The sequence below is a fragment of the Microbacterium sp. Bi128 genome (assembly GCF_918698205.1).
Window position 1 is genome coordinate 1 of the sequence record NZ_CAKKMM010000885.1, and the last position, 2,126, is coordinate 2,126.

General features: G+C 65.1%; 2 protein-coding genes. Both read left to right on the forward strand.

Features of this window, described 5'->3' with window-relative positions:
* Positions 1–546: aldo/keto reductase (locus tag LQV45_RS27615; protein WP_230010048.1), on the forward strand; the 546-nt coding region annotated here is incomplete at its 5' end.
* A gap of 184 nt (positions 547–730) precedes the next feature.
* Positions 731–1,816 (forward strand): inositol-3-phosphate synthase, encoded by a 1,086-nt coding sequence (locus tag LQV45_RS27620; RefSeq protein WP_230010050.1) that lies wholly within the window; start codon positions 731–733, stop codon positions 1,814–1,816.
* The last annotated feature ends 310 nt before the right edge of the window (positions 1,817–2,126 follow it).

Sequence of the window (2,126 nt, forward strand, 5' to 3'; positions counted from 1 at the left end):
GGCATTTCGTCCTACACCCCGGAACAGACCATCGAGGCCGCGGGAATACTCAAGGAACTCGGCACCCCGCTGCTGATCCACCAGCCCAGCTACTCCATGCTCAACCGCTGGACCGAGAACGGCAGCCCCAACCTCTTCGAGGCGCTGGAGCAGGTGGGCGCCGGATCCATCGCGTTCTCGCCGCTGGCCCAGGGCATGCTCACCGACCGCTACCTGAAGGGCATTCCGGCCGACTCCCGGGCCGCCCAGCACAAGTCCCTGGGCGAATCCATGATCACCGAGGAGAAACTGGACCGCGTGCGCGGGCTCAACCGGATCGCCGAGGGCCGCGGGCAGACGCTCGCGCAGCTGGCCATCGCCTGGATCCTGCGCGATCAGGGCAAGGGCTCGTCGGTCACGTCCGCACTGGTGGGCGCGTCCAGCGTCCGGCAGCTTGAGGACACCTTGTCGGCGATCAACAACCTGGATTTCACGGCTGATGAGATCGACGCGATCGATGAATTCGCCGTCGAATCAGACATCAACCTGTGGGCCCAGAAGTCGTAGGCATCCGCAGTTACCGCAGTTAACAGAAGCGCCGGGTCCGCCGGGGAACAACCGCGGCCCCGGCGGCGTTGACTAGACTACTAAGGGCGCCTTACGGCGTCGTGTCCGCCTGCCGCCCGCACAACTGATGCAGTACCTCAGAGTGCGGCCGCGCCGGTCACCCTTGTTTCTCAAAAGGAGTTCCGTGTCTTCACATCCGATTCGTGTTGCAATCGTCGGCGTAGGTAACTGCGCCGCTTCGCTGGTCCAGGGCGTCCAGTACTACAAAGATGCCGACCCCAAGGCCACGATCCCGGGCCTGATGCACGTGGAGTTCGGCCAGTACCACGTCGGCGACGTCCAGTTCGTTGCCGCGTTCGACGTCGACGGCAAGAAGGTGGGGCAGGACCTGTCCGACGCCATTCTGGCCAGCGAAAACAACACCATCAAGATCGCCGACGTCCCGCCGACCGGCGTCACGGTCCAGCGCGGCCACACCCTGGACGGCCTGGGCAAGTACTACCTCGAGACCATCGAGCAGTCCCCGGAGGAGCCGGTCGACGTCGTCCAGGCTCTCAAGGACGCCCAGGTTGACGTCATGGTCTGCTACCTGCCGGTCGGCTCCCAGCAGGCCGCCGAGTTCTACGCCCAGTGCGCGATCGATGCCGGCGTGGCGTTCGTCAACGCCCTGCCGGTCTTCCTGGCCGGCACCAAGGAGTGGGCGGACAAGTTCACCGCCGCGGGCGTGCCGATCGTGGGCGATGACATCAAGAGCCAGATCGGTGCCACCATCACGCACCGCGTCATGGCCAAGCTGTTCGAGGACCGCGGCGTCACCCTGGACCGCACGTACCAGCTGAACGTCGGCGGCAACATGGACTTCAAGAACATGCTCGAGCGCGACCGCCTGGAGTCCAAGAAGATCTCCAAGACCCAGGCCGTCACCTCCAACGTCGAGGCCGAGCTCGCCGCCAAGGACGTCCACATCGGCCCGTCCGACTACGTCCAGTGGCTCGATGACCGCAAGTGGGCCTTCGTCCGCCTTGAGGGCCGCAACTTCGGCGACGCCCCGGTGTCGCTGGAATACAAGCGCGAAGTCTGGGACTCGCCCAACTCCGCCGGCGTGATCATCGACGCTATCCGTGCCGCCAAGATCGGCCTGGACCGCGGCATCGGCGGCCCTCTGGTCTCGGCGTCGAGCTACTTCATGAAATCCCCGCCGGAGCAGTTCAACGACGACCGCGCCCGTGAAAAGGTCGAGGCCTTCATCCGCGGCGACCTGGAGCGCTAACCGCCCCCGCTGCCGCCCTGCCTCTGGACGCTCGCTCACGTTTGGCGTGTTCCAACCCGACGCTCCCTCACCAATGGTGGGGGAGCGTCGTCGTTTTCGGATTGGGTCCGGGATGCTCCCTCACCTTTGGCCGATACCGACCCGATCCTCCCTCACGTCTTGCAGACATCGGCGGCTCGCTGCCTCAGATTGCGCTGGAAAAGCCAGCTGCGGCCGGCGGGCTGAGGTATGAGGTGCGGAGGATTCGCTTCATCTTGGTGACGGCGCCGGAGAAGCCATCCGCGAGGTCATCTTTTGTCAGGACGAGCAC